General features: G+C 31.2%; 41 protein-coding genes. 2 read left to right on the forward strand and 39 right to left on the reverse strand.

Features of this window, described 5'->3' with window-relative positions; translation table 11 throughout:
• On the forward strand, positions 1–231 hold a 231-nt coding region (locus DWX91_RS14120; protein ID WP_207664034.1), incomplete at its 5' end, for a helix-turn-helix domain-containing protein.
• Between the two features lie 7 nt (positions 232–238).
• On the opposite strand, the gene DWX91_RS14125 is transcribed toward DWX91_RS14120, so the two are convergent.
• The 15 genes from DWX91_RS14125 to DWX91_RS14185 all read right to left on the reverse strand — a co-directional run bounded on the left by DWX91_RS14125 (position 239) and on the right by DWX91_RS14185 (position 6,872).
• Entirely contained in the window at positions 239–1,228 is a 990-nt protein-coding gene (locus DWX91_RS14125) for a tyrosine-type recombinase/integrase (RefSeq protein WP_118539316.1), read from the reverse strand.
• A gap of 15 nt (positions 1,229–1,243) precedes the next feature.
• Complete coding sequence (locus tag DWX91_RS14130) at positions 1,244–1,501, reverse strand: hypothetical protein (protein ID WP_118539318.1); 258 nt, start codon at positions 1,499–1,501, stop codon at positions 1,244–1,246.
• A gap of 48 nt (positions 1,502–1,549) precedes the next feature.
• The gene (locus DWX91_RS14135) at positions 1,550–1,735 is read right to left on the reverse strand and encodes a hypothetical protein (RefSeq protein ID WP_118539320.1); all 186 of its coding nucleotides are present in this window, start codon (positions 1,733–1,735) and stop codon (positions 1,550–1,552) included.
• A gap of 31 nt (positions 1,736–1,766) precedes the next feature.
• Entirely contained in the window at positions 1,767–2,045 is a 279-nt protein-coding gene (locus tag DWX91_RS14140) for a hypothetical protein (RefSeq protein ID WP_118539322.1), read from the reverse strand.
• Between the two features lie 45 nt (positions 2,046–2,090).
• Positions 2,091–2,354 carry a hypothetical protein gene (locus DWX91_RS14145; RefSeq protein WP_118539324.1) on the reverse strand — a complete coding sequence of 88 codons (264 nt, stop codon included), beginning with the start codon at positions 2,352–2,354 and terminating at the stop codon, positions 2,091–2,093.
• Positions 2,355–2,396: 42 nt separating this feature from the next.
• Entirely contained in the window at positions 2,397–3,197 is an 801-nt protein-coding gene (locus tag DWX91_RS14150) for a DUF262 domain-containing protein (protein WP_118539326.1), read from the reverse strand.
• A gap of 40 nt (positions 3,198–3,237) precedes the next feature.
• On the reverse strand, positions 3,238–3,408 hold the full coding sequence (locus tag DWX91_RS16720; RefSeq protein WP_182435090.1) for a hypothetical protein: 171 nt from the start codon (positions 3,406–3,408) through the stop codon (positions 3,238–3,240).
• On the reverse strand, positions 3,409–3,594 hold the full coding sequence (locus DWX91_RS14155; protein ID WP_118539328.1) for a hypothetical protein: 186 nt from the start codon (positions 3,592–3,594) through the stop codon (positions 3,409–3,411). It lies immediately after the preceding gene.
• Positions 3,595–3,641: 47 nt separating this feature from the next.
• A complete protein-coding gene (locus DWX91_RS14160) occupies positions 3,642–3,902 on the reverse strand; it encodes a hypothetical protein (protein ID WP_118539330.1) in 261 nt (86 codons plus the stop codon).
• A gap of 40 nt (positions 3,903–3,942) precedes the next feature.
• Entirely contained in the window at positions 3,943–4,638 is a 696-nt protein-coding gene (locus DWX91_RS14165; protein WP_118539332.1) for a hypothetical protein, read from the reverse strand.
• A gap of 27 nt (positions 4,639–4,665) precedes the next feature.
• Complete coding sequence (locus DWX91_RS14170; RefSeq protein WP_118539334.1) at positions 4,666–4,872, reverse strand: hypothetical protein; 207 nt, start codon at positions 4,870–4,872, stop codon at positions 4,666–4,668.
• A gap of 52 nt (positions 4,873–4,924) precedes the next feature.
• Positions 4,925–5,128, reverse strand: coding sequence for a hypothetical protein (locus DWX91_RS16450; RefSeq protein ID WP_147354416.1), 204 nt, complete (start codon positions 5,126–5,128; stop codon positions 4,925–4,927).
• A gap of 26 nt (positions 5,129–5,154) precedes the next feature.
• Complete coding sequence (locus DWX91_RS14175; protein ID WP_147354417.1) at positions 5,155–5,568, reverse strand: hypothetical protein; 414 nt, start codon at positions 5,566–5,568, stop codon at positions 5,155–5,157.
• A gap of 94 nt (positions 5,569–5,662) precedes the next feature.
• Positions 5,663–6,418 carry a phage antirepressor KilAC domain-containing protein gene (locus DWX91_RS14180; RefSeq protein ID WP_118539338.1) on the reverse strand — a complete coding sequence of 252 codons (756 nt, stop codon included), beginning with the start codon at positions 6,416–6,418 and terminating at the stop codon, positions 5,663–5,665.
• Between the two features lie 238 nt (positions 6,419–6,656).
• The gene (locus DWX91_RS14185) at positions 6,657–6,872 is read right to left on the reverse strand and encodes a helix-turn-helix transcriptional regulator (protein WP_118539340.1); all 216 of its coding nucleotides are present in this window, start codon (positions 6,870–6,872) and stop codon (positions 6,657–6,659) included.
• 84 nt (positions 6,873–6,956) lie between these two features.
• On the opposite strand from DWX91_RS14185, the gene DWX91_RS14190 reads away from it, so the two are divergent.
• On the forward strand, positions 6,957–7,202 hold the full coding sequence (locus DWX91_RS14190) for a helix-turn-helix domain-containing protein (RefSeq protein ID WP_118539342.1): 246 nt from the start codon (positions 6,957–6,959) through the stop codon (positions 7,200–7,202).
• A 56-nt stretch (positions 7,203–7,258) separates the two neighbouring features.
• Here DWX91_RS14190 and DWX91_RS14195 read toward each other — a convergent pair whose 3' ends face one another.
• The 24 genes from DWX91_RS14195 to DWX91_RS14285 form a co-directional block, all read right to left on the reverse strand.
• Positions 7,259–7,681 carry a hypothetical protein gene (locus tag DWX91_RS14195; RefSeq protein WP_118539344.1) on the reverse strand — a complete coding sequence of 141 codons (423 nt, stop codon included), beginning with the start codon at positions 7,679–7,681 and terminating at the stop codon, positions 7,259–7,261.
• Positions 7,682–7,738: 57 nt separating this feature from the next.
• Positions 7,739–7,999, reverse strand: a complete 261-nt coding sequence (locus DWX91_RS14200) for a hypothetical protein (RefSeq protein WP_118539346.1) — start codon at positions 7,997–7,999, stop codon at positions 7,739–7,741.
• The gene (locus DWX91_RS14205) at positions 7,996–8,223 is read right to left on the reverse strand and encodes a hypothetical protein (RefSeq protein ID WP_118539348.1); all 228 of its coding nucleotides are present in this window, start codon (positions 8,221–8,223) and stop codon (positions 7,996–7,998) included. The genes DWX91_RS14200 and DWX91_RS14205 overlap by 4 nt, the downstream gene beginning before the upstream one ends.
• Positions 8,224–8,535: 312 nt before the next feature.
• Complete coding sequence (locus DWX91_RS14210; protein ID WP_118539350.1) at positions 8,536–8,760, reverse strand: hypothetical protein; 225 nt, start codon at positions 8,758–8,760, stop codon at positions 8,536–8,538.
• Positions 8,761–8,771: 11 nt separating this feature from the next.
• Complete coding sequence (locus tag DWX91_RS14215; protein WP_118539352.1) at positions 8,772–9,224, reverse strand: hypothetical protein; 453 nt, start codon at positions 9,222–9,224, stop codon at positions 8,772–8,774.
• Between the two features lie 12 nt (positions 9,225–9,236).
• Positions 9,237–9,452, reverse strand: a complete 216-nt coding sequence (locus DWX91_RS14220) for a hypothetical protein (RefSeq protein WP_118539354.1) — start codon at positions 9,450–9,452, stop codon at positions 9,237–9,239.
• 2 nt (positions 9,453–9,454) lie between these two features.
• Positions 9,455–9,763 (reverse strand): hypothetical protein, encoded by a 309-nt coding sequence (locus tag DWX91_RS14225; RefSeq protein ID WP_118539356.1) that lies wholly within the window; start codon positions 9,761–9,763, stop codon positions 9,455–9,457.
• Between the two features lie 121 nt (positions 9,764–9,884).
• Positions 9,885–10,985 carry a hypothetical protein gene (locus DWX91_RS14230; RefSeq protein ID WP_118539358.1) on the reverse strand — a complete coding sequence of 367 codons (1,101 nt, stop codon included), beginning with the start codon at positions 10,983–10,985 and terminating at the stop codon, positions 9,885–9,887.
• Between the two features lie 17 nt (positions 10,986–11,002).
• Positions 11,003–11,164, reverse strand: a complete 162-nt coding sequence (locus DWX91_RS16725; protein WP_182435091.1) for a hypothetical protein — start codon at positions 11,162–11,164, stop codon at positions 11,003–11,005.
• 77 nt (positions 11,165–11,241) lie between these two features.
• Positions 11,242–11,418, reverse strand: coding sequence for a hypothetical protein (locus DWX91_RS16730; protein WP_178832236.1), 177 nt, complete (start codon positions 11,416–11,418; stop codon positions 11,242–11,244).
• A gap of 72 nt (positions 11,419–11,490) precedes the next feature.
• The gene (locus DWX91_RS14235; protein ID WP_118539360.1) at positions 11,491–11,745 is read right to left on the reverse strand and encodes a hypothetical protein; all 255 of its coding nucleotides are present in this window, start codon (positions 11,743–11,745) and stop codon (positions 11,491–11,493) included.
• A gap of 31 nt (positions 11,746–11,776) precedes the next feature.
• Complete coding sequence (locus DWX91_RS14240; RefSeq protein ID WP_118491077.1) at positions 11,777–12,034, reverse strand: hypothetical protein; 258 nt, start codon at positions 12,032–12,034, stop codon at positions 11,777–11,779.
• A gap of 84 nt (positions 12,035–12,118) precedes the next feature.
• Positions 12,119–12,340 carry a hypothetical protein gene (locus tag DWX91_RS14245; RefSeq protein ID WP_118539362.1) on the reverse strand — a complete coding sequence of 74 codons (222 nt, stop codon included), beginning with the start codon at positions 12,338–12,340 and terminating at the stop codon, positions 12,119–12,121.
• Between the two features lie 147 nt (positions 12,341–12,487).
• A complete protein-coding gene (locus tag DWX91_RS14250; protein WP_118539364.1) occupies positions 12,488–12,853 on the reverse strand; it encodes a hypothetical protein in 366 nt (121 codons plus the stop codon).
• 35 nt (positions 12,854–12,888) lie between these two features.
• Positions 12,889–13,224, reverse strand: coding sequence for a hypothetical protein (locus DWX91_RS14255; RefSeq protein ID WP_118539366.1), 336 nt, complete (start codon positions 13,222–13,224; stop codon positions 12,889–12,891).
• Positions 13,225–13,437: 213 nt separating this feature from the next.
• Entirely contained in the window at positions 13,438–13,650 is a 213-nt protein-coding gene (locus DWX91_RS14260; RefSeq protein WP_118539368.1) for a hypothetical protein, read from the reverse strand.
• A 26-nt stretch (positions 13,651–13,676) separates the two neighbouring features.
• Entirely contained in the window at positions 13,677–13,883 is a 207-nt protein-coding gene (locus tag DWX91_RS16455) for a hypothetical protein (protein ID WP_147354418.1), read from the reverse strand.
• A 29-nt stretch (positions 13,884–13,912) separates the two neighbouring features.
• Positions 13,913–14,068: a hypothetical protein gene (locus tag DWX91_RS16735; RefSeq protein ID WP_182435092.1), complete on the reverse strand. Its 156-nt coding sequence runs from the start codon at positions 14,066–14,068 to the stop codon at positions 13,913–13,915.
• Positions 14,069–14,087: 19 nt separating this feature from the next.
• Positions 14,088–14,309, reverse strand: a complete 222-nt coding sequence (locus tag DWX91_RS14265; RefSeq protein ID WP_118539370.1) for a hypothetical protein — start codon at positions 14,307–14,309, stop codon at positions 14,088–14,090.
• Positions 14,310–14,326: 17 nt separating this feature from the next.
• Positions 14,327–14,563, reverse strand: a complete 237-nt coding sequence (locus tag DWX91_RS14270) for a hypothetical protein (RefSeq protein ID WP_118539372.1) — start codon at positions 14,561–14,563, stop codon at positions 14,327–14,329.
• A 52-nt stretch (positions 14,564–14,615) separates the two neighbouring features.
• Positions 14,616–14,771, reverse strand: coding sequence for a hypothetical protein (locus DWX91_RS16740; RefSeq protein WP_182435093.1), 156 nt, complete (start codon positions 14,769–14,771; stop codon positions 14,616–14,618).
• Between the two features lie 27 nt (positions 14,772–14,798).
• A complete protein-coding gene (locus DWX91_RS14275) occupies positions 14,799–14,993 on the reverse strand; it encodes a hypothetical protein (protein WP_118539374.1) in 195 nt (64 codons plus the stop codon).
• A gap of 119 nt (positions 14,994–15,112) precedes the next feature.
• Positions 15,113–15,337 carry a hypothetical protein gene (locus DWX91_RS14280; protein WP_118539376.1) on the reverse strand — a complete coding sequence of 75 codons (225 nt, stop codon included), beginning with the start codon at positions 15,335–15,337 and terminating at the stop codon, positions 15,113–15,115.
• A gap of 4 nt (positions 15,338–15,341) precedes the next feature.
• Positions 15,342–15,743 (reverse strand): hypothetical protein, encoded by a 402-nt coding sequence (locus DWX91_RS14285; protein WP_118539378.1) that lies wholly within the window; start codon positions 15,741–15,743, stop codon positions 15,342–15,344.
• Between the last annotated feature and the right edge of the window lie 4 nt (positions 15,744–15,747).

Consider the following 15,747-nt stretch of genomic DNA (forward strand, 5'->3'; position numbering starts at 1 on the left):
CGAAAGGAGAATTGTATGATTTGTAAAACTCCAAAAGAATTAATGATAGAGATAAAAAAGTATATGCTCTCTAACAATATAATAAATAAGGATCTTGCTTTGAAAATCAACACTAGCCAATCTAATATTGGTAAAATTTTAAACAGCGATAATCCAAGACTACTAACTTTGTATCAAATATGTGACGCTTTAGATCTTGATATTTCCATTTCTCCACGCGATACTGAATAAGTATCGCTTACATATTCGCCAAAATATCCTTCTTATCATATACAGCATTAGTATAAGTACCTTCTGTGATTCCAAGTGAAGCATGACCTACCTGCTGCTTTGTAAACACTTCATCAATTTTTCTGGTAACAGAAATATAATAATGTCTCATCATATGTGGAGTAATTCTGTCTCCATATCTATTAAAAATACCATCGACTCCACGTTCTAATAATCTTTCTCCGTTTATATTAACAAACAAAGCATTTGTATCCCATTTATGAATATCAGCCATATCATTTCTATAATTAATCCATTTACTCAAATCATCATTAACACTACCACTCAAATATACTGTTCTAGCCTCTTCTTCTCTGTATTTTCCTTTTCCAATCACTTTAATATAAGGAATTTCCGCATTCAAACATACGTTTTGTATGTCTAATCCAATCAACTCACTTTTCCTCAAACCAGTTCCTTTTAAAATACTAAAAATTGTAAGATTTCTATTTCTTGTAAAATCATTACTAATTTTTAATATTTTACTCTCCATTTCATCAAGTTCACTTTGAAGAGGAAACTTCTCGATTACATTCTGTCCGTTACTAGAAGAAATTCCTTCATATGTTACATCTTCGAAGAAATCTCTATCAATATTCGTTTCGCTTAAACGTGCTAAATAATTCCAGAAACTTCTTAACACATTTTTCTTTGTGTTTAATGTAGTTGGTGAAACTCCATTCATTTCCTGTATTTCAAGATATTCTGTAATATCCTCTGCCATGATATTATTAAAATCCTGTGGCTCAAGTGCAGAAATTTCTGTTTTTTGAATCAAATTGTTTTCCAGAGCATAAAGTAGAAAATTTTTAATCATAGATAAATATTTCAACGCAGCAGCTTTACTCTTAATCTTTGCTCTAAAAAACTTCCACGTAAACTCAGGGATTCCATATTCTTTCAACTTCTCTTCAAGCTTCTCTGCATTTTTCTTCTGTAACTCTTCCTTATAAAACATAAAATCTACCCCTTTCTAATCTAAATAATATTTATCTCTGATTTCTTTTGCTACTTTATAAACCTCTTCATAATTATCACACCACCTAACCTCTATATTTTTCGTAATTTCCATATCCCGGCATTCTGGATTGATACAATGTAAATCTTTAATATGATACTTTTCTCGTTGTCCATGTACTCTCTGTACTCCAAACCCCAGCATATTTTCTCTCATACAATGTAAACAAATAAATCTACTTTGTTTCTTTGGGTTTCCATTCTTACATCTCATTTATATATTCTCCAAAATACAATTTAAGAGAGTAGAAAATCCACTCTCTTAATCAAATAAAATATCCATAATATAATCTGGCTCTAGTCCTAATTCACTAGAAATAATATCCTCTGATTCTTCTGGATCATAATTACACTCTTCCAACATATACCTAACTTCCCTTAATAACTCTTCTGCTTCAGCTTGAGATAAATCATCTCTTTGCATTAGAATTTTTACAACTCTATTCATTTTCATCCCTCACAGATTTTAAACAATTTTCTTAATATTCCAATATCTCTTCCGGTTCTCTTTCTTCAAGCTCTGACCATCTGACATCCTCTGTATTAAAATCGCTTTCTGTGCATTTTCCATCATCATAAAAAGAAATTTCACCGTTTGCATATAATTTATATACTGCTTCTGATATATTCTCTTTCATGTCAAAACTTGGCAAATCATCTTCATGATCCTTTATCCATTGTTTTACTTTCTCTACATCTTCACCACTTAGATGTACCGTATACCATGTTGTAGCAATAACTTCTATTTCCATTCCCATAAAATCACTCCTGAATCATAAAAAGAAAAAGAAACAATCTTTCATCTACTCTCTAATTGTTTTATAGTAACTTCCGAACCAGACATGTACGGGAGGATTTTTTGCCCATGGCATTAAAGAACCACTTACCATTTCCATAACCTGACCAGAATCATTCCATCCATTTGATTCCATTTCTTTTTTATGTTCCATTCTTTCTTCTTCTGAGTCGTAATAATACTGTTCTATAAACTCTGTATATTTATCTACACAGTTATCTCCATCCCACACAAATTTTGTTGTATTATTTTTCATTTTAATTCTTTTCACATAACCATCTCCATTCTGCCTTGAAAGCAATTTTTCTTTGGGTTATTCTTCTAACATTTTCTCAACTTTATCAAGCTGCGACTGATCCATTGACTTTCCAGTTCTATTAAGCATTAAGAAATATTTTAATACTGCCTTTCTATCTGCCTCTCTTACTTCTCCTTGCACAATATTATGGTTTAAGAAAACATTCTTATCTTTAGCCGATAAGTCATTGTAATAAACTCCGTTATATGGAAATCTATTTTCATAAAAATCAATAATTGTGCTTAATCTCTGCTTACCATCAAGTATTTCATATCTATTACCTGTCTCAGCCCATTTCTTATCATCCAAATGAATAAAAGCAAATTTACCTATATCAATATTATTAAAAATACTATCTATAAGTAACTGTTTGTCTTCTAATTCCCAAACATACCCTCTCTGATATTCAGGATTCATATCTACTCCAAATGCATAATATTTATGGATAAGAGACTCAATCATTGAATTGACAAAATTGATTTTTACATCCTGATTTTTACTAAACCTTGAATCCCCATTAGTAAGCGGTCTAACGCTAGTCCATCCAACAACTCTATATACTTCTCTATCATAAGGATTTCCATAATTTTCTTCAGTAGAAATACAATGTAATCCGTACACCTTCCCATCATATAACACTTCTTTTACTGTACAGTCTTTTAATGCACCATATTTTACCTTATCTCCTACTTCAAATCTATAAGTTGGTTCATTCAGATGTGACACTTCATCTTTAATAAAACTTAATTCATTTTCTCTTTCTTGCTGTAACTGTTCTTCTATGGTTAATTCTTTATTTACTTTCTTTCTCGCCATTTAATCATCTCCAATCTATTTACCAAGAAATCGTCATTTCTTACTCTATTATTTTTCCATCATCATTATCTGCTACGTTTACAATCCAATCTTCTTTATCCTGTCCAGTATAATAATTCACTAAATCCATTGCATTCTCTCTTGACGTTGCCCTTACTACATACACATAATCATTAAAATCACTCACTACATATAAAAATTTTTCTTCCATTTATATTACCTCTTCTTTTAAAAATCTCTTATAATCATTTTCGCCATTTATAAACAATTCACAACAATCATCTAACTGTACTGCCAATGACTCATCACTATCTTCTTTATATTGAGGATGGTTACGATTCATACACATCCATCCGGGACAAGCCCATGTACAATACAAACACTCTTTACATTTCATATATTGTTTCTCCTACGGTATCGACCAAATGAAAGTCGAATTTCCATTTAATATAACTTGATACCATTAAATTCTCTTATATATTCTCTGCATTCTTCATCTATTTGACTGTTAAGCATTTTGTATAATACATTTCCTAGAGTTAAACTATTTGAATCAACATCTTTACATTTATTGGTGATGTCTTTGTCGTTGTTTAGTATTTTTAATTCGTCTTTATCAACAAGTATTTCTCCAAATACGCGACTTACACACAGTATTTTTCTCGCATTATTTATATTTTCTTTAATAGGTATCCTACCCAACATATTCTTATTCTCGCTCCTTTAAAAGTTAAATTTCTTTACCTTATTCTGATTCAATATCAACTGGATTTTCCAATTTTAGAAACTCTTCTCTATGTTCTACCAATGACGCATTAGCAATTGCATTGATTTTGTTCTGACAGAATGACTCAATTTCTCCCTTTGCTTCCATAACCGTTTTATCCATCTGTTCATTAAACTGGTCTGCAATAAATCCAATATTGCTTCCAATATCGTAATTTAACATATTGAGCTTTTTTAAAATATTTTCTTTATCTGCCTTTGTAAGTGTCTTTTTTGAAGAAAACAATTCTGCAACTTCATTTATTAATTCTTTTGACTTTTCCATTGCCTTATCAGTCTGTTCTTTAAATTCTCCTGTGAACTGTTCTCTTTTGCTAACAAAATCACACGGAGGTATTTTCCCGTCTTTTTCAGTATAGCGAATTGTTACTGGAATCCCTGTTCCTTGTCCAAAAGATGTAATTGCCTCAGCAAATTGTGAATAACTCATTTCAACTTTTACAATAGGCTTATCTCCAAAAATATCGTCACGATTTAATTCTCTTGTGATATTAGCATGTCTAAGTTCCATTGTAATTACATTACTATGTTCAATGCTGCTTCCGAATAATGCTGTCTTTCCACCATAAGCTCTGTTAAATAACAAAGTACCATAACTAGGATGGCTTATTTTTGTTCCAAATTTTGTTTCTTCTACTTTATATTCGTTTTCCATATATTCTATTCTCCTTCCATAGTAAACTTAGAGTCCATTTGTCTTTTTCAACTGCATCATTAACTCTAACTCTGCAATTTCCGTTTTCAGTTTCTTCATGTATAATAATGCGTTAATGGCATTGTCTTCATAATTTGATTGTTCAATGTTTTTCATATCAATTCTGAAATATTCTTGTTGATTTTCCAAATCTCGCTTCTTTGCAGCTAATCGCTGTTCCAAAATATCATTCATATTATTAGTTCCTTTCCATCCACAAGAAAACTTGGATTCATTGGCTTTTGATTCATATCACATCAACATTCTTTAATTCTGAAATTTCAAATTCTGCATCTGGTGGACAATCAAATTCTACAACATATCCATCTACTGTTTCATATTCACTATCTGTTTCCGTTTTAAAAAATGTTGTGTATTTGTCACAGATATTAAAAATCTTGTTATATACGCGACTCCTTGTACGTTTATCACCTTTTATTAACAATTTCAAATAACCACTCCAATCTTCAAATAGATCTATTCCAGTCCAATCATTTTCTCAAAATACATTGATGCTCTACCATTTCCACCCTCATGTTTATATCCAATACATCCAATTAATGCAGAATCAAGAGATAAATATGAATGGTTTATATCACTGTAGTTAATGTATCCGTGATAAAATGTTTTCTTATCTCTTTTACCAATATACTCTACAATCTGATATTCTCCAATGCAATGAACCTTAATCACATTACCCCATGTAAATTCTTTTTCTATCAGTTCCAGTTTTTCATCAGGTGTCGCTTCTCTTACATCACTGTCAGTAACTGTATCTAACTCGCTAAAATAACAACTTTCATAATTACATGGATGGAACTTAAAATCATTTTCGCTTTTTACTACTGTTCCAATCTGATTTTTATATACAACAATATCTCCATATTTCATATTCATCACTCGCTTTCTTTATTATACACTACTTCTTTTGGCTTGAGAAGTATAGAACAAGTCGAATGCTTCATATCAGCACTCAGATTATCATTTATTCAGTCACAGGATAGTAACCGTTCTTTCTAAGAAGTTTTCTTACATAATCAAGTCCCTTCTTAGTTGCATATGTAACAGATCTGATATTTCCATCATGGCAAGGTGTTTCCTTTACGGCAAATTTGCCTTCTTTTCTAAATCTCTCATAAGGTACATTAACCATATCCTTATCGTAGAAGAATACTTTCTTATTTCTAAGAAAAGCAAACAGCTTGTATTCTCCAATACCAAGTTCCTTTGCCATTGTGTTAATACTCATAAGTCCTTCTGTATTCATCAGGTCATCATAGAACTCTTTCAGTTCCTTATTCTGCTTAATCAAATCATTAACCATTTCAGTTTGAACTTCCTTTGAGAATGATGGAAAATACTTCTGTACCATTTCCTCTTCTCTGCCTTCTTCAATATATGCACCCGTTGATTCAATTCTTGGTAAGATTTCATCAAATATCCATGATTCAAACTGATCTGCTGATTCAAGTTTCGATTTTACAATTAATCTGTAAATATCTGACTTTGAAATTACCAACATCTCCTGTGAATTTCTTGCTTTATGTGCCTTCCCATTTTGGGAACTCACATCAATTTCTGTTTTAAAAGCTCTCTTGCAATGTGTTGATACTGCTTTTGCTGCATTTGAATATCCCAATGCTCTTGCAATATCAATTCCGACAAAATAAACTTGTCCATTTACATTTACTGTACGAACAGTTCCAAACTGCTCACTAAAAAATTCCTGAATCTTATTCATATCGTGTCTTCCTTTCTTAAATAAATTTATTGATAGCCTTCTAATGTTATATTCTCCATTTTGCTCGCAGACTATCGAGAGTATTCCAACTCCATCACGACAGCTTTTACAGATAGCCAATCCTTTATTTGGTTTTCAAGGTGCAATTCTTTTGGAAAATTGACTTGAAATAGTCCAGAAAGTACGATAGAATATAATTGACTTCGAACTAAGTTCAAATCGGGTGGAATGGCAACTTCTAAACTTTGGTCGGTGTAGGGTTGCTATTCTTATTTTCCAACAGTTTTTCAATTGATAGACCAAACAAATTTTGTAATTGAATGGCTACTTTTAGTGATGGACTTCTATTCTGATTCTCAATGTTTGAATATGCAGATTTTGTAATACCAATTTTGTCTGCCACATATTGTTGAGTCCATTTATTTTCCAAACGGATTTGTTTTAGCTGGTTCATAATTATCTCCTTTCCAGTTATGTATTCCGTTTGAATACATCATTATTGTATTCTATTTGAATACTTATGTCAAGAGGTGATTTTATGTTTTTATTCTTTTTTCCAAGTTTTTCTGAAAGACTAAAGGAATTAAGAACTTCTAATGGTCTTACTATGGAGCAGCTTGGTAAAGAAATTGAATCTACAAGAGGAACTATTGGTAATTTTGAGAATGGAAACAAAAAACCGAGCCTTGATATGCTGATTAAACTCGCTGATTACTTTGATGTTTCCATTGACTATCTTGTTGGACGCACAGATGATCCAAAATTACATCAAAAAGAGGACTGATATATCTTCAGTCCTCTTTTCCTTTTCCCATATGAAACTATTATTTCTTCTAAAAATCATTTTTCTAATTTAGATACATTTTCCATGAAACGTTTCATGATAACCGTCACAAAATCATAGTATGCCATATCATAAAGACTATACAGCGGAAGCATCTTTAAACTTAGCTCCTCCTGCAATTTTTTAGCATATGAAATTAAACTCTTTGCATAAGTTCCTTTTTCTCTTGCTTCGAATATATCTTTTATAATCTCAGAAAGTTCTTTATCCGACATTTCTTCATATGAGTTTTTACTTGTCTCTTTTATGGAATTGTCCCTTTCCCTCATATCTTTTACTTCATCACATATTCTATCCAACTGGTATCCTTTATCCAAAATACCTGCGTTTATCTGAATATCCGCATATCTATCCAAGGTATCAATAATCATATCAATGTCTTCACTTGGTAGTTCTAAAATCAGTTTCTCTTTGTCCATAAAATATTCTCCTTCCAAATTTTGCATAAGCAAAAATATATTTGTATTCTTTTCTTTTTAAAATAAAGTACATCTTTTTAATGCAGAATTTAAATGATCATAAGCTTTCTCAATAGCTACTTCTCTTTTATTCTCATCAAAAACAAATAAACTTTCCCAACGAGAATCTTGGAATGGTACACTGATAAAGACTTTATATTCTCCTTGTCGAGTACATTGCTGGTCGTAATCCCAATGTTCAGGGAACCATTTGACTTCTGCATTTCCCTTATGCCCGTTTACTGTCATTTCTATACATAATTCTTCTCTTTTCATCATACCCAACCTTTTACTCTATGTCTCTTTACGTAGTCCCATGAATATGATTCTATTTCATCTACGACCTCAAATGGAATTATATTTGTCATGCCATCCTGAAATAATTCTACCGCCCTTTCCCTTATCTCTGGAATAGTTGAATATTCTCCATCGATCCAAGGTTCATTCTCAGTAAATCCATTTCCATTTTCATCCATGTATGCAATCGCAAAAATATTTTTCATATCTTACCCCTTTTCGGTAAATTTCCAATACTAATTCTCAATTATAATATAAGACTACTAGATTTACCAGTAGTCTTATATTATCTGCTACCTATTTATCCTTCATCATCAAGCTCTAGACAATTATAATGTTTTATCTCCCTTAATTCAACAAGTCCATGGTAGCATTTCATCTCTTCCATATTCATTCTCTCTTTATCTGAATCATTCATTCTACTTCTCCATTACATAAAGCTTTATACATATCTATATCGCATATACAACTATATGTTTCTGGAACAGTCCACATTCTATTATATTCATCTTTTGTAATTAATTCCACCAAAACTTTAATAACGATGTATCAATCTTGTTTTCCTTTGCCTGTTTAATTATCTCATCTTTCAGCTCGTCATATCCATATTCATCTGGATTAGCATTTTCTGGGATTTCCATTTCTGCATACAGCTCGATCCCATCAACCTCTGCAAGCATATAATTAACTGCTGCATTTATCTTTCTTCCCTGTCCTCCGTTAAACTCAACGTTAATCATCATGATTAGTCCTCCTAAATTGCTTCCATCAAATATTCATCCGTAGTTCCCTTTAAATAATCTAAAATATCTTCTCTTCCACCATATTGACAATGAACTGTTGACATTTTGCCTTGATCATATAACCATCTTGCCGCGGCATATCTATGCCAACCATCATTAATAGTTGTACTTGGGAGAATAAAACCTTCCCAACATTCTTCCTCAAGATAAATATCCCTAATCTCCGTTGGATGATTGATAAAATAAATAATTCTACCAATATGCCATTCTCTTGATTTCTTTTCTAATGCAGGATGTTTCCATGTATCTCTATATGGCTCATTTACTTCCGGCAGTCCATCATGAATAGCAACGGAGATATCTTCTAAAGTAATATTTTCAGTTTCGTCCCAAATCCAAAATTCATCAGGCAAAAATTCAATAAGTCTATCTAATCTAATGATATCACCATTATATTCTTCCATATTATCACACCCTTACCTAGCTAATAAATCATTAAATACATCTTCATTTACAGTCTTACTTAACCATTCACGTTCATACTTTTCCGCTTCTTTTCTGTCCAGAAGTATAGTATTATCTGTAGTTCTATACATCCTCCTGCGTTCATCTGAAGAATCAACGTATGGTTTTACGTTAATACGTGCTAACTGGTTAATACTTAACTTTTGGAATTTCTCATAATTGGTCACGTTTATTCCTCTTTTCTCTTACTGTGTTCGTACAGCGCCTTATTATATTTCTTTCCATTTACAACAATTACTTCCTTTTTCTTTTCTGGAGAAAGACTATCCCAGAATTCTTTTATTTCTTCCAATTTCTTGTATTCTTTTTCAGAGATAGTAAAACAATCGATTACCGTTCTATCTATATATTCTCTTCTTTTTACTTCTTCATATTGCAGACATTCACTCTTAGTACCAGTAAAGATAACAGATTCCACCATCATTAGTTTACCAATTGCTCCAATATTCTTGTTTTCTACTACATAATATTTATCCATGCTTTTCTCCTTATTTATTATCCATTCGATCCTATGCTCTATTTTACCTTATTTCGCTTTATAACTCAATATAAACATACATGAGGATGATACCAAATTGTACCATCCCCACATTATCAGTTTACTCATCAATAGCAATTCTACGTTCTATTTCTTTTTGTATCCATTCTTCTGTTACGTCTTTAAAACACAACTGAAAAACTGTATCATCTATTGTATCTTTTGTTACTTCAAGATCGCAGTTCTTTTTATTACAAATCCATTCACGTATATCTTCGTAATACCAAAATTTTCCATTACTATCAAGCATCACATCTGGTCTATGAAAATCAAAATCTTCATCTTCAATGAATTTTTTTATGTGAATTTTTCTATTTCCACCATAATCTTTTGGTTCTATATTATTATCATAACAATATCTATCATAATACTCAAACTTATTCATTTTCAGCACGACACAATAAAAAATACATCCATCAAAATCTTTTCGTACATGCCTTTCAATATTTTTCTTTCGTTGGTCTTCAATTTTAATTGATTGTTCATAGTATGGATCTTCCTTTGTACCAATTTTTTTCCATATCTTATTATCATCAGGACAGCTAGACGCTCCCCTAGCATGTAGTTTTAATTTTTCATATTCTTCTTGTGTAATAGGAATCCCCCAATCTCCTTTTTTAGATTGATCCGATCTATAATTTAAAGGTAAGTTTAAACACCAATATTTATCTGGTGTATGTCTTGGATCATCAGATACTTTATGAATATTATGCTCTAAATAAAATTTTCTATAAGAATTAACATCTCTATGACCCACATGATAATATGCAGCAATGATTTCTCCAGTTTTAAGTTCTACAGGAACTTCCTTTCCGAATCTATCATCATGTTTCATGTAAACTAATTCATTATTCTGAATTGCTTCCCGTTTATTTTTTTCATCATAAATATTCAAATATCTTAATTGATTATCATGAGAATCTTCATAAACCTTTCCACTTCTTTCTCCAACTAAAAGATTATGATCATTTCCAAATTGATCTGGCTGTGATTTCCATACAAGTTTTTCACTTCTTGATCTCCATCTGCCATCAAGTCCCATATATAAGGGTTCTCCCTTATTTGTTGAACTAAATGGCTTTGATAAATCTTTACTATTTCTGTACGCATATTTAATTCCACTAACTGCAACCGCACCAAAAAACAATAAACTTGCAAGCATACTATCAACCATCCTTTCTATTTTTTAATTCTTTTTCCGTTCTTATCTACTAAATAACCACATTCGTCAAATCTATCTTCTTCTGGTTTATCATGTGGAGTGAGCCACATTTCAATCAACGCTGGTAAAATGAAATGTGCAGTAATAAGTCCAATTGTCCAACTAATAAGCTCTATCATAACCATGCCTCCGTTCATATAATCCATATTATATTGTATCATATATTCACACATTTTTCCATATATTGTTTGATAATTTACATTCCAGTTTCATCATACTCAGGCACTGTTAAACACAAGTGTCGCAATGTATTTTCTAATACAGCTTTTGCATAATCATTTCCTGTCATATTTCTGAATTTTCCTTTTCGTTTCAAATAAAATAATCTTTCAGTATCTTCATTGGATAACTGGAATTCGAATCTTGTACTCATATATCAATCTCCCTTCATATACATAAATTTTATTATTCATAATATATTTTCCTTTATTTTAAAACGCGCTCTTCATTGTATTACTTCTAATACATAATATCCCAAACATTTTTGTACTCTGGTTTTTGGATATTCTTTTGCTTTTCTCTTATACTCAGAAAACCTAATGCAAGGTATTAAAATTCGTTTCTTTCCTCTTGTATTGGTATGAGAGAATACACCATTGCCTTCTTGTACGATGTTTTCTGGATTTTTTTGTCCTAAGAGTTTTATGTATTGAATAACTGCATCCTTTTTACTTTTTTCTACTAACTCAGATACTAACATTTATATCTCCTTTTCTTTCAAAATGTGCTTTTCATTGTGTTATTCCCGCATATTTTAATGGATATTTCGAAAAATCCAAATATTCAGAAATATATACACTAGGAATAAATTTTCTAAAATCATCATAGTACCATGCTTTCCATAATTCTGTTCCGGTCTTTGCAAATTCCCTAGTGGCTTCTTGAAATGCGTCATATAACGTCATGTTATATACTTCCATATTTTCTTTTGTTCTTTCTTTTACCTTTTTAGGAACTCTACCAATTATCAAATCATCGTCATAAAACATATTCATACTCCTTTTTTAATAAAATTTCCGTTTCACTATATTATAAATAATTAAAAAGTTCTTCTTTGTTGTCCCATTCATATGCTATCGCTTCACAGTTTCTTTTTTTAATATTCTCAAATTCACAAGATGATTTATTGCGGAAAAAAGTTTGTGGGTATTAAGTTCTATAAGACCTCCTTCGTTTACAAGGATAAATGCACTATCATTTCCTCTGGTTTCCCAATACAACATCTTATTTAAAATAATTTTTTCCGTATCAGTAAAATAACTACTTTTATTTATACTTTCTATATTTATTGTCATTTATAATCTACCTCCAATCAAAGTGGGTTTTATTCTTTCTTCACTTCAACAACTAACATATATTCTTTATAATTATAAAAAACTGCATAATGTTCACATTTGTTTTATCATAATTTTTATCTCCAATCTTACCAGTAAATCATCGTTTCATTGTAATTCAGCAAGCATCTCCATTTTAAATCGCTCCATAGATTCTTTAGCCTGTGATAAATTTTTATTCCATTTATCTTCATATTCTTTACTTTTATCAGTATTCATTTCCAATACTTCAATATCATTTTCCCAAAGAATACCGACAAACCTAATGGACATTTTTAACGGAATTTCCATATCCATCATTGTCTGTAGATGCTGCCATTCATCCCATGTTAGTAGACTATCTTCTTTTGCTTTTGCAATTTCGAGTAACTGCCCGTCCTTATATTCAAAAAATTCTTCATCAACCAAATATGGTGCTCCAACAAAAGTCAACCATTCATTAATAATTTTCTGTTCATCACTGTTATATTTCATAAATCTTCCTCCAATTATCTAAAGAAACTCTTGTTTCATACTTTGCATTCTCTATATTCTTTTTCAGTTAATAGTCCTTCATCACACATATTTTCAAGCGTTCTATATGCAGCATCAGCTCTCCAACTTGCATATGAAAAACCATCAAACTCTCCGATAAGTGCATCTCTGTTTTCTTCACTTTGTTTTTGTAATTTTTCTGCTAATATAGAATTACAAAAGAAATATGCTTTATACATAGCTGCTTTAATTCTAAGATTCTCAACTTCATATTCCTGAGAAACTAATTTCTCTTGAGCTTCTAATAACTGTAACCCCATATTCCCTAATGGGCTTTTTTCAATTCTATACCTAAAATATTTATCATTCATATATCATCACTCCTAACTCCAACATGGCTGAATCATTATATTTTTACTTCCGTTCCATTCTGTGTAATTGTATCTAACAATCTTGTACAACGTAGGCTTGTACCCTTCATTTAATTCCCTTACATAATTCTTACACATTGCATCATAAGCTGCTTCATATGTGTCATATTTATCTGGAAAACTACCACTTCCGTTTGCCATTTCAACTTTATATCATCTTTTTGATACGTATTCATCTTCCATTCGAAAATGAGAAAGTAATAACATTCCAATCGTATGTTCCTTTGAAGAATCAGGATAGACCATTACATATTCATTACCATCTATATCTTTCCATTTTGAATCTTCATCTATATAATAAAATTTACCAACCTCAATCTGGTGAATCATAAATTTTCTTGCGCTAACACATTTTACTTTTAACATAATTCATCAACCATCCTTCCCATTACTTACTCAACCGTAATAACATATTTTTCACCAGTTGCATTACATTTTGGGCATGTTTCAATTCCATTTGCATAATTCTCTGCCAACCATGCAGCGCCACATTTTCTGCATCGCATTTTAGTTGACCAACCTCCATTCTTTTCGCTATCAATAGTTCCATAATCAACAAATCCTACTACCGCATCACAATCAATCACTCTAATCTCCATTAGACCCTCATTATGAAATTGCTATTTCATCACTCATCTTTTAAAACATTTTGTAAAGCAATTACCGTTCTCAACGCCTTCATTGCTTCATTAAGCTCTAATCTACCAACTTTGATTGCAGTTGAATTAACTAATGCTTCTTGTTTTGCTTCCCGTAATTTTGCTAATGCTTTTTCTTTATCCATATCACTCAACCTCTCTTTCCTATAATACTTTAATCAAATTCTTACTAACCCATCGTTTCGCACCTTGTAACGAACCTGCCACATACAAATAATCATCTCCGCTTGCCTTATTTATAATTCCATAAGCACATTCTCCAATTTTATCAATCCAAACAAACTGACTGTTTTCGGTTAATTTGCAAGCCCATTGTGTAGGTTCTCCATTATCACAATCACATTCATGTATTATTCTCCATTTCATTTTCATCACTCCAATCTTTAATTTATCAGTTTCCCTAACTCTACCATCAACTCATGTTTGAACCCAATAACTGCAAGTACCTGATTGATGCCTTCAGCATATCCTCTGTGATTCCACGCCTTAGTTTCCAAAATATGCCTTTCTGTTGTGTTATAATTATTTCCAGCTTTGTAAAATTCTTCATTTGCGGTTTCTGCATTTCTGATCGCTTCATCCAATAATTTTTCACATTTTATAGCTTCTAATTTTGTCATTCTAAGCACCTCCATCATTTAACAATATTCCATATTGTACCTCCCAGAACTATCATTTAATTTCTTTGATGTAATATGTACAATTAATTCCAACATCATTTAAACCAAATTCTAATGCTGTTTCTACCTCTTCTACTGTCGAATCATCATAAATCTCAATCTCTACCGTAATTGTTTTCATATCATCTCTTTCCTCTAAAATTTCCATACTATTTCTCCCTTCGAAATTTTTACTTCATCTTGTCGTTTCCATCAAGCATCTGTTTAAATATTCGCCAAATTCAATACCAGCAAACTCAAATAACATTTGTCTTAATGCTTTTTTATCCCTGCTTCCCTTATAAATTTCAAAGATATCTAATGAAATTCCAGAAAATTCAAAATCAGATTCATCCATAATATCTTTCAAAATTGTATCAGAATCAATCACTTCCCCATTTGGAGTGTTGTGATATAATTCTTCTACTTTTTAATATCCTCTTCTAATTTGTAGTTTTTTACATAATCCATCATTTTCTTTATCTTACGTGACATAATACCAACCTCCTTTTAAAATTCATTTTCCTCAAACTCTCTCAATAATGCAGAATATTTATTCCAATCCTTTAATAACTGATCGTATTCATTTTTCTCTTCGATAGTTGAATAATGTTTCCACCAAATTGTATCATATTTTTCTGTCATTCTATTATGATATAACTCTTTTGTTCTTGCCGCATTTTCTGCCTTTTGTTTAAGAATTTTATGAATTTCTTCGATGGTTTTAATTTTCATATAATCAATTCTCCTTTCCGTAAGCTGCTAAAATCCAATCTCCATCTCCCATTAATTCGTCTGTTTCTTTGTTATAAGCATCAGGCAATCCTTTATCATGTTTCTTAATAAATTCCGCTACTACATCAATGGCTCCATCCTCATCTTCATCATGTAATCGGAATGATACATAGTCATCAAAATAATACTTAAATTCAACATCTCCGTTTTCATACAATTTAAGTTCCATTTCTAATCGCGGATTTTTAATTTCTTCATCGTTAAACCCGATTCCTTTTGCATATTCCAACCATTCATCTTTAATATAATCTGGGATATCTTCGAATAACACTCTGTATTCCGTTGCACCTTTATAACCATATTCTCTACATGATGTACTTTTCCATGTAATTTCTACTGGCTTCATATAA

The organism is Clostridium sp. AF22-10 (genome assembly GCF_003478725.1).
GTDB lineage: Bacteria > Bacillota > Clostridia > Lachnospirales > Lachnospiraceae > Otoolea > Otoolea fessa.

Excerpts from the sequence above, each read along its gene's own strand:
- DWX91_RS14125 (WP_118539316.1), bottom strand. The coding sequence starts at position 1,228 with ATGTTTTATAAGGAAGAGTTACAGAAGAAAAATGCAGAGAAGCTTGAA.
- DWX91_RS14130 (WP_118539318.1), bottom strand. The coding sequence starts at position 1,501 with ATGAGATGTAAGAATGGAAACCCAAAGAAACAAAGTAGATTTATTTGT.
- DWX91_RS14135 (WP_118539320.1), bottom strand. The coding sequence starts at position 1,735 with ATGAATAGAGTTGTAAAAATTCTAATGCAAAGAGATGATTTATCTCAA.
- DWX91_RS14140 (WP_118539322.1), bottom strand. The coding sequence starts at position 2,045 with ATGGGAATGGAAATAGAAGTTATTGCTACAACATGGTATACGGTACAT.
- DWX91_RS14150 (WP_118539326.1), bottom strand. The coding sequence starts at position 3,197 with ATGGCGAGAAAGAAAGTAAATAAAGAATTAACCATAGAAGAACAGTTA.
- DWX91_RS16720 (WP_182435090.1), bottom strand. The coding sequence starts at position 3,408 with ATGGAAGAAAAATTTTTATATGTAGTGAGTGATTTTAATGATTATGTG.
- DWX91_RS14155 (WP_118539328.1), bottom strand. The coding sequence starts at position 3,594 with ATGAAATGTAAAGAGTGTTTGTATTGTACATGGGCTTGTCCCGGATGG.
- DWX91_RS14160 (WP_118539330.1), bottom strand. The coding sequence starts at position 3,902 with ATGTTGGGTAGGATACCTATTAAAGAAAATATAAATAATGCGAGAAAA.
- DWX91_RS14165 (WP_118539332.1), bottom strand. The coding sequence starts at position 4,638 with ATGGAAAACGAATATAAAGTAGAAGAAACAAAATTTGGAACAAAAATA.
- DWX91_RS14170 (WP_118539334.1), bottom strand. The coding sequence starts at position 4,872 with ATGAATGATATTTTGGAACAGCGATTAGCTGCAAAGAAGCGAGATTTG.
- DWX91_RS14175 (WP_147354417.1), bottom strand. The coding sequence starts at position 5,568 with ATGAAATATGGAGATATTGTTGTATATAAAAATCAGATTGGAACAGTA.
- DWX91_RS14180 (WP_118539338.1), bottom strand. The coding sequence starts at position 6,418 with ATGAATAAGATTCAGGAATTTTTTAGTGAGCAGTTTGGAACTGTTCGT.
- DWX91_RS14185 (WP_118539340.1), bottom strand. The coding sequence starts at position 6,872 with ATGAACCAGCTAAAACAAATCCGTTTGGAAAATAAATGGACTCAACAA.
- DWX91_RS14190 (WP_118539342.1), top strand. The coding sequence starts at position 6,957 with ATGTTTTTATTCTTTTTTCCAAGTTTTTCTGAAAGACTAAAGGAATTA.
- DWX91_RS14195 (WP_118539344.1), bottom strand. The coding sequence starts at position 7,681 with ATGGACAAAGAGAAACTGATTTTAGAACTACCAAGTGAAGACATTGAT.
- DWX91_RS14200 (WP_118539346.1), bottom strand. The coding sequence starts at position 7,999 with ATGATGAAAAGAGAAGAATTATGTATAGAAATGACAGTAAACGGGCAT.
- DWX91_RS14205 (WP_118539348.1), bottom strand. The coding sequence starts at position 8,223 with ATGAAAAATATTTTTGCGATTGCATACATGGATGAAAATGGAAATGGA.
- DWX91_RS14210 (WP_118539350.1), bottom strand. The coding sequence starts at position 8,760 with ATGATGATTAACGTTGAGTTTAACGGAGGACAGGGAAGAAAGATAAAT.
- DWX91_RS14215 (WP_118539352.1), bottom strand. The coding sequence starts at position 9,224 with ATGGAAGAATATAATGGTGATATCATTAGATTAGATAGACTTATTGAA.
- DWX91_RS14225 (WP_118539356.1), bottom strand. The coding sequence starts at position 9,763 with ATGGATAAATATTATGTAGTAGAAAACAAGAATATTGGAGCAATTGGT.
- DWX91_RS14230 (WP_118539358.1), bottom strand. The coding sequence starts at position 10,985 with ATGCTTGCAAGTTTATTGTTTTTTGGTGCGGTTGCAGTTAGTGGAATT.
- DWX91_RS16725 (WP_182435091.1), bottom strand. The coding sequence starts at position 11,164 with ATGATAGAGCTTATTAGTTGGACAATTGGACTTATTACTGCACATTTC.
- DWX91_RS16730 (WP_178832236.1), bottom strand. The coding sequence starts at position 11,418 with ATGAGTACAAGATTCGAATTCCAGTTATCCAATGAAGATACTGAAAGA.
- DWX91_RS14235 (WP_118539360.1), bottom strand. The coding sequence starts at position 11,745 with ATGTTAGTATCTGAGTTAGTAGAAAAAAGTAAAAAGGATGCAGTTATT.
- DWX91_RS14240 (WP_118491077.1), bottom strand. The coding sequence starts at position 12,034 with ATGTTTTATGACGATGATTTGATAATTGGTAGAGTTCCTAAAAAGGTA.
- DWX91_RS14245 (WP_118539362.1), bottom strand. The coding sequence starts at position 12,340 with ATGACAATAAATATAGAAAGTATAAATAAAAGTAGTTATTTTACTGAT.
- DWX91_RS14250 (WP_118539364.1), bottom strand. The coding sequence starts at position 12,853 with ATGAAATATAACAGTGATGAACAGAAAATTATTAATGAATGGTTGACT.
- DWX91_RS14255 (WP_118539366.1), bottom strand. The coding sequence starts at position 13,224 with ATGAATGATAAATATTTTAGGTATAGAATTGAAAAAAGCCCATTAGGG.
- DWX91_RS14260 (WP_118539368.1), bottom strand. The coding sequence starts at position 13,650 with ATGTTAAAAGTAAAATGTGTTAGCGCAAGAAAATTTATGATTCACCAG.
- DWX91_RS16455 (WP_147354418.1), bottom strand. The coding sequence starts at position 13,883 with ATGGAGATTAGAGTGATTGATTGTGATGCGGTAGTAGGATTTGTTGAT.
- DWX91_RS16735 (WP_182435092.1), bottom strand. The coding sequence starts at position 14,068 with ATGGATAAAGAAAAAGCATTAGCAAAATTACGGGAAGCAAAACAAGAA.
- DWX91_RS14265 (WP_118539370.1), bottom strand. The coding sequence starts at position 14,309 with ATGAAATGGAGAATAATACATGAATGTGATTGTGATAATGGAGAACCT.
- DWX91_RS14270 (WP_118539372.1), bottom strand. The coding sequence starts at position 14,563 with ATGACAAAATTAGAAGCTATAAAATGTGAAAAATTATTGGATGAAGCG.
- DWX91_RS16740 (WP_182435093.1), bottom strand. The coding sequence starts at position 14,771 with ATGGAAATTTTAGAGGAAAGAGATGATATGAAAACAATTACGGTAGAG.
- DWX91_RS14280 (WP_118539376.1), bottom strand. The coding sequence starts at position 15,337 with ATGAAAATTAAAACCATCGAAGAAATTCATAAAATTCTTAAACAAAAG.
- DWX91_RS14285 (WP_118539378.1), bottom strand. The coding sequence starts at position 15,743 with ATGAAGCCAGTAGAAATTACATGGAAAAGTACATCATGTAGAGAATAT.